The organism is Atribacterota bacterium (assembly GCA_028703475.1).
Classification (GTDB): Bacteria; Atribacterota; Phoenicimicrobiia; order Phoenicimicrobiales; family Stramentimicrobiaceae; genus JAQVMU01.
Genome location: JAQVMU010000016.1, coordinates 21,104 through 27,857, shown reverse-complemented (window position 1 = coordinate 27,857; position 6,754 = coordinate 21,104). Strand labels below are relative to the sequence as shown.

Here is a 6,754-nt window from a genome sequence, read left to right as displayed (position 1 = left end):
CCACCTGTTCCCATCCCGAACACAGTAGTTAAGCCCTCCAGCGCCGATGGTACTGCAGTCTTTTCTGTGGGAGAGTAGGACACTGCCGGGAATTTTTTTATTTGGGGGGAAGTATGGGGATTGAAATTGAAAGAAAAAATATAATTTATAAGATTGACAGAATTGCTGAATGGATTCGAGAAAAGGTAATATCTGCAGAAAAAAAAGGTACTATATTTGGATTAAGCGGAGGAATAGACTCTGCAGTAATAGCAGCATTATGTAAGAAAGTATTTCCTGATAATGTAATGGCTTTAATCTTACCCTGCGAAAGTAATACATTGGATATTGAAGACTCGCTAAAGGTAGTTAATAAATATAATATAAATTATAAAATTATTGATCTTACTGCAATTTATAATCAACTGCTATTAATTATGGAAACTGAAGGCGATAAAATGGCAAAAGCAAATATAAAACCCAGATTAAGAATGATTGTACTTTATTATTATGCCAGTATATTAGATTGCTTGGTAGTTGGAACTGGAAATAAGAGTGAATTATCAATAGGTTATTTTACAAAATACGGAGATGGAGGTGTTGATATTTTACCTTTAGGTAATATCTTAAAGGTTGAAGTAAGGGCAATGGCTGAACAACTGTCTGTACCTAAAAGCATAATAGAAAAGCCTCCTACTGCGGGTTTGTGGGAAAATCAGACTGATGAAAATGAAATGGGATTTAGTTATGCCATATTAGATAGTTTTTTAAAAACCGGAAAAGTGGAAGATAAGGAAATAGAAAACAAAATATTACAAATGAACAGAGTAAGTGAACATAAACGAACAAGGCCTCCAATCCCGGAAATTTAAAAATTATTTCAAATTATAAGATTATGTAATCACTATCTGGTTATGGATAAATTGCAACAGTTTTTTTTATATGCTAAAATAAAAAAAATTTAATAAGTCACTAAGAGGTATTTTTATGTCCGGACATTCAAAATGGAGTACAATAAAAAGAAAAAAAGGGAAAGCAGATGCCCAAAGAGGGAAATTGTTTGGAAAAATTAATCGTCTTATTTCTGTTGCCGCTCGTAATGGCGGTGACCCGGATGCAAATGTTGAACTCCGCAATGCAATACAACTTGCTAAAGAGAATAACATGCCAAATGAAAACATAGAAAGAGCAATAAAAAAAGGAACAGGTGAAATTGAAGGAGTATCTTATGAAGAAGTTACTTACGAAGGATATGGACCTGGTGGCGTTGCTGTGTTAATTGAAGTATTAACTGATAACCGTAACAGAACAGTTTCGGAGGTCAGGAGGATATTTACAAAACATGGTGGTAATTTAGGTTCAAGCGGTTGCGTAGCTTGGATGTTTACCAAAAAAGCACTTTTTGTTTTTGACAAAGGAAATATTGACCAGGATACACTTCTTGATGTTGCCTTGGAAGTTGAAGTTGATGACATTGAAACAGATGATAAAAATATTGAAATCACTTTATCACCCACAGATTTTGAAAAATTTAAACAAATAATAGATGACAATAAAATTAAGTATTCAGTAGCTGAAATAACTATGATTCCTCAGACCACTGTTAACTTGGAAGGTAAGAAAGCTGAACAAATGTTGAGCATGATGGAACAGTTAGAGGATAATGATGATGTGCAAAATGTATATGCCAACTTTAATATTGATGAACAAATAATGGAAGAACTTTCATCTCAATAATAGAGGAAAAACTTGATTATTTTAGGAATTGATCCAGGGCTTAATCATACTGGGTATGGATTAGTTGAAATTAAAGCAGATAAAATGAGATCTCTTGAATATGGTTGTATTACTAATAAAATAAATGAGAGCTATTTAGAAAAAATAAAAAAAATCCATATTGAAATTGAAAAATTGATAAAAACATATTCTCCTCATGAAATTGTACTTGAGGAGATATTTTTTAGTAAAAATACACGAAGTGCGATAGATGTTGGAAAAGTATGTGGAGCTGTAGCCCTAACTGCCACCTTACTTGAAATTGACCTCAAAATGTATACACCATTACAGGTAAAACAAGCGGTAGTTGGTTATGGGAGGGCGAGTAAAGCACAGGTTCAGGCAATGGTAAAGATATTGTTATGTTTAGACAAGATACCAAAGCCTGATCATGCTGCAGATGCACTTGCAGTAGCTATTTGCCATATCAATTCCAAAAATCCATATTACTAATATAAACAATGATTGTTTATTAATTAAAAATATTAGGCAGGATGTTAATGATATCTTTTTTGAAAGGCAAGATTTGTAACAAGGATAACGGTTTTATTATTGTTGATGTAAATGGAGTCGGGTATCAAGTAAATGTACCGTCTATTAGTAAATTTATTTTAAATGATAGCGAACAATTAGTATTTACTTATCTATATGTCAGGGAAGACCGATTGGTATTGTATGGGTTTAGCACTGAGACAGACAGAAATTTCTTCAAGGTTTTAATTGAGGCACCAGGAGTTGGACCAAAAATGGCTTTAAATATTCTTTCTAATATGGGAGCTGAAAATTTTCACAATGCTGTTTTGGAGGAAGATTTAAATCTAATAAGCAGTATTTCCGGTATTGGGAAAAAGATGGCAAAAAAAATTGTTTTAGAATTGAAAGAAAAGTTTAAAAAATCCAGTTTTGATGGAGATATCATTTCCAGTGAATTAAATCCAAAAGACTTTATTAATGACGCAATTGAGGCGTTAAAAACATTAGGTTATCAAGAAAAAGAGGCAAAAAAAAGAGTAGTAAATGCCTATCAAAAAAACAAAAATAGCAATTCTGCAAGTTTGGAAAATTTGATTAAGAATGCCTTGAATAAAGATAAAAATGATTAAAGTAATCTAAGCTTTTTTCATTGAAAAGTTTAAGAAATATAAAACAAGTAATATATGGATATTTTAAATGATTGAAAAAGAAGATCTTATTAGTTGTGATTTAAAAAAAGAAGGAACTGAAACTGAAATAAATCTAAGACCAAAATTGTTAAAACAATTTATTGGTCAAAGAAGTGTTAAGGACAACCTCAATATTTATATTAAAGCTGCATTACAGAGAGATGAACCTATTGATCATATTCTTCTTTATGGGCCACCAGGTTTAGGAAAAACTACGTTAGCAAATATTATAGCGAGAGAAATGGGTGTTAACATCAAAATGACCTCAGGACCTGTTATAGAGAGGGCCGGAGATTTAGCGGCAATATTAACTAACTTAAAAGAAAAGGATGTATTGTTCATCGATGAAATACACAGATTGAATCGGTCGGTAGAGGAAATATTGTATCCTGCCTTAGAAGACTTTGCTCTGGATATTTTAATTGGTAAAGGTCCAAGTGCCAGGTCCATTAGAATTGACCTTCCGAAGTTTACCCTTATTGGGGCTACAACAAGGACAGGTTTGATTACATCTCCTCTGAGAAGCCGTTTTGGAGTAATTTCACGAATGGGTTATTATCATGAAAATGAATTAAAGGAAATTATTAATCGAACTGCAACAATATTAAATATAGAAATTGAAGACAAAGCCTGCCTGGAAATTGCAAGAAGATCCAGAGGAACTCCACGAATTGCAAACAGGCTATTAAAAAGAATACGTGACTTTGCTCAAATAGAGGGGGAAGGTATAATCAGTGAAAACATAGCCAATTTTGCACTAAAAAATATGGGCATTGATAATAATGGATTATGTGAAATTGACAAGAGATTATTATTAATAATAATAAACAGATTCAAGGGAGGACCAGTAGGCCTGGGGACACTTGCTGCATCGATTAACGAGGACAAAGATACTATTTGTGATGTTCATGAACCATATCTTTTACAAAAGGGATTTTTATCCAGAACTCCTCAGGGAAGAAGAACAACAGAAATGGCGTATAAATATTTTCAAGAAAATTACTCAAATCTACTTGAAGGAGACAGTTCATCTCTTTTCTGATTATTTATATTAAATATGTGGGATATTAATTCAATTTCAAAAACATTAATCATAATAGGAATTATTATAGCGCTTTTAGGAATTATCTTATTTATATTAGGAAAAATACCTTCCTTTAACTTTCGTTTACCAGGAGACATTCTAATAAAAGGGAAAAATTATGTTTTTTATTTCCCATTAGGCTGGTGTATTTTAATAAGCATTCTGCTAACAATTTTATTAAGGATTTTCCGAAAATAATATCCTGTCTACCATAGCAGTCAATTAATGAATAAAAAAAAGAGGTATTAAATGAAACAAGATAAAGTATTTGCAAAAATACATATGAGAAAGTTAATTTATACATTAATTTTTATAATTTCAATATTCATTGTAAATATATGTGTTTGCCAAGCCAAAATACCAATTATTAGAGTAGGTATTTTTATGAATTGTAATGATGTTCATTTAAAAAGTGATAAGGGTTTTATTTTGAAAGAAGAACCATCAATGAATACTCTGCTAACTGTTGAGGGCAATAAGGAAATTACTGTGTCTGTAATGTCAGGTGATATAACAGTTAATAATAAAACTTATCCCGGGATTGATAAAATCAGATTAACTCCCAATAGTGGTGGCTTGATTAAGGTTAGGGATAAAAATTATAGAGGCGAAATAGAAATTATTAATAATAATTCATTGCTTAATATTATAAACATTATTGAAATAGAAAAATATTTATATGGGGTTCTGAAAAAAGAGATATCTCCTGAATGGCCAGAAGAAGTTTTAAAAGCTCAAGCCATAGCAGCAAGAACTTTTGCCTTATCGAATATTGATAAATATGCCGATTATGGTTATGATTTATGTTCTACAACTAACAGTCAGGCTTACGGTGGTGTTAATTCTGAGCACCAGGCAACTAATAAAGCAGTAAATGATACACAGGGAATTATAGTTGCATATGAAGGTGAACCAATTAATGCTGTTTATCATTCAGATAGTGGCGGTTATACCGAAAACAGCGAAGATGTTTGGGGTGGATATGTTCCTTATTTGAGGAGTGTTCAGTCTGAATTCGAACTAACTGTTTCTCCCCCAAACCATCAATGGAGTTATGTACTTACTGAAGAGGATATTTTAGAAAAGCTGGCAAAAAATAATTATGAATTAAAAAGTGTTAAAGATATTGTAATTGGCGAAAAAACCGATGCTGGTAGAGTTATATCTGTTGATTTATGTGATAGCAATCAACAGATAATTACCCTTAAAACAAATGATTTTAGATTACTTGTAGGACCTACAATGGTTAGAAGTTCATTATTTACAATCGAGAAAATTGGGGAAACAATAAAAATAGAAGAAAACGAAGGTAAAGATAAAAACTATAATTTAGAACAATTAGAGCAAGAAATAGCTGACAAAGAAAAGGAAATGACGGTAAGTAGCATCCTTAGCGAGGAAAGAGATTTTTCTATACAAGAATTAATAAGTTTACTGAAACGTTCCCAGGAAGAAAAAGAGCTTAAAACACCTGTAAAAAAAGAAAATATAGAAATAAATCAACAGGTTAATATATCTTACAATATATCCGGGAAAGGAAGCGGACATGGAGTAGGATTGTCCCAATGGGGTGCATACGGTATGGCTGAGCAAGGATATACATATGAAGAAATCTTGAAATATTATTATCAGGGAATTGATTTAATAAAAATATACTAAAAATATTCTAAACGATTAATATACTATAAAAAATATTTAAACATATAAAAAGTAGAGGTTAACAATGGATATCAAATCATTTGATTATTATTTGCCCCCGGGATATATTGCACAGGAGCCATTAACAAAAAGGGATAATAGTAAACTTATGATTATTGATAAAAAAACTGGCTTTCTACAGCATAAGAGGTTTTACCAGATAGATGATTTCTTACATTCAGGTGATTTGTTAGTATTAAATAACAGCAAAGTAATTCCGGTTAGGCTTTATGGAAATAAAAAGAATACTGGTGGAAAAATTGAAACCCTTTTGATTAATAAATTAGCTGATAATCATTGGAAAGCACTATTAAAACCCGGAAAAAGAATTCATATTGGTACTGAAATAATATTTTCACCTGAGCTAAATGGTGAAATAGTTGAAAAAAATGATAATGAAGGCTCATATATAATAAAAATGAATGCACGTGATAATTTTAATAAGATACTCCACAAAATTGGCATAGTGCCAACACCCCCCTATATCAAAAAAAAATTAGATAATTCTGATTTATACCAAACAGTTTATGCTAGTACAGAAGGATCAATAGCTGCTCCAACAGCAGGATTTCATTTTACTAAAGAATTGCTAAATAAAATTAAAAGTAAAGGTGTTGAAATATTATTTTTAACTCTACATATTGGCAGAGGTACTTTTGAAATGATTAATGAAGAGAAGATTGAAGACCATATAATGAAATCGGAGTTGTATACAATTACTGACAGGAATGCAAAAATACTAAACCAGGCAATAAAAACAAACAGAAGAATTATAGGAGTGGGCACATCAGTAACCAGGGCTTTAGAATCATCGATATCAATAAAAGACAGTATAATAAGAGAGGGGACAAGATGGACAGACTTGTACATATATCCAGGATTTAAATATAGGATAATAAAGGTACTCTTAACAAATTTCCATCTTCCCCGTTCAACACCCCTGATGCTGGCATCAGCTTTTGCGGGGAAAGAACTATTATTAAACGCTTATAGGGAAGCTATTAAGCAAAATTACCGATTTTATAGTTTTGGAGATTCAATGCTAATTTTTTAA

Annotated in this window: 8 protein-coding genes and 1 rRNA gene; all 9 read left to right on the top strand. The window is 31.6% G+C overall.

Annotated features, from left to right (window positions below):
* Window positions 1–91, top strand: a 5S ribosomal RNA gene (rrf, locus tag PHQ99_03385); the annotation flags it as partial.
* 22 nt (window positions 92–113) lie between these two features.
* Entirely contained in the window at window positions 114–851 is a 738-nt protein-coding gene (gene nadE, locus PHQ99_03380; GenBank protein ID MDD4288620.1) for an NAD(+) synthase, read from the top strand.
* Between the two features lie 115 nt (window positions 852–966).
* Entirely contained in the window at window positions 967–1,716 is a 750-nt protein-coding gene (locus tag PHQ99_03375) for a YebC/PmpR family DNA-binding transcriptional regulator (GenBank protein MDD4288619.1), read from the top strand.
* Window positions 1,717–1,728: 12 nt separating this feature from the next.
* Window positions 1,729–2,208 carry a crossover junction endodeoxyribonuclease RuvC gene (gene ruvC / locus PHQ99_03370; GenBank protein ID MDD4288618.1) on the top strand — a complete coding sequence of 160 codons (480 nt, stop codon included), beginning with the start codon at window positions 1,729–1,731 and terminating at the stop codon, window positions 2,206–2,208.
* A 47-nt stretch (window positions 2,209–2,255) separates the two neighbouring features.
* A complete protein-coding gene (gene ruvA, locus PHQ99_03365) occupies window positions 2,256–2,858 on the top strand; it encodes a Holliday junction branch migration protein RuvA (protein ID MDD4288617.1) in 603 nt (200 codons plus the stop codon).
* 67 nt (window positions 2,859–2,925) lie between these two features.
* Complete coding sequence (gene ruvB, locus PHQ99_03360) at window positions 2,926–3,960, top strand: Holliday junction branch migration DNA helicase RuvB (GenBank protein ID MDD4288616.1); 1,035 nt, start codon at window positions 2,926–2,928, stop codon at window positions 3,958–3,960.
* A 24-nt stretch (window positions 3,961–3,984) separates the two neighbouring features.
* Window positions 3,985–4,200, top strand: a complete 216-nt coding sequence (locus PHQ99_03355; GenBank protein MDD4288615.1) for a DUF2905 family protein — start codon at window positions 3,985–3,987, stop codon at window positions 4,198–4,200.
* Window positions 4,201–4,251: 51 nt separating this feature from the next.
* Window positions 4,252–5,661, top strand: coding sequence for a SpoIID/LytB domain-containing protein (locus PHQ99_03350; GenBank protein MDD4288614.1), 1,410 nt, complete (start codon window positions 4,252–4,254; stop codon window positions 5,659–5,661).
* 64 nt (window positions 5,662–5,725) lie between these two features.
* Window positions 5,726–6,754, top strand: a complete 1,029-nt coding sequence (gene queA / locus PHQ99_03345) for a tRNA preQ1(34) S-adenosylmethionine ribosyltransferase-isomerase QueA (protein ID MDD4288613.1) — start codon at window positions 5,726–5,728, stop codon at window positions 6,752–6,754.

Excerpts from the sequence above, each read along its gene's own strand:
- nadE (MDD4288620.1), top strand. The coding sequence starts at position 114 with ATGGGGATTGAAATTGAAAGAAAAAATATAATTTATAAGATTGACAGA.
- PHQ99_03375 (MDD4288619.1), top strand. The coding sequence starts at position 967 with ATGTCCGGACATTCAAAATGGAGTACAATAAAAAGAAAAAAAGGGAAA.
- ruvA (MDD4288617.1), top strand. The coding sequence starts at position 2,256 with ATGATATCTTTTTTGAAAGGCAAGATTTGTAACAAGGATAACGGTTTT.
- ruvB (MDD4288616.1), top strand. The coding sequence starts at position 2,926 with ATGATTGAAAAAGAAGATCTTATTAGTTGTGATTTAAAAAAAGAAGGA.
- PHQ99_03350 (MDD4288614.1), top strand. The coding sequence starts at position 4,252 with ATGAAACAAGATAAAGTATTTGCAAAAATACATATGAGAAAGTTAATT.
- queA (MDD4288613.1), top strand. The coding sequence starts at position 5,726 with ATGGATATCAAATCATTTGATTATTATTTGCCCCCGGGATATATTGCA.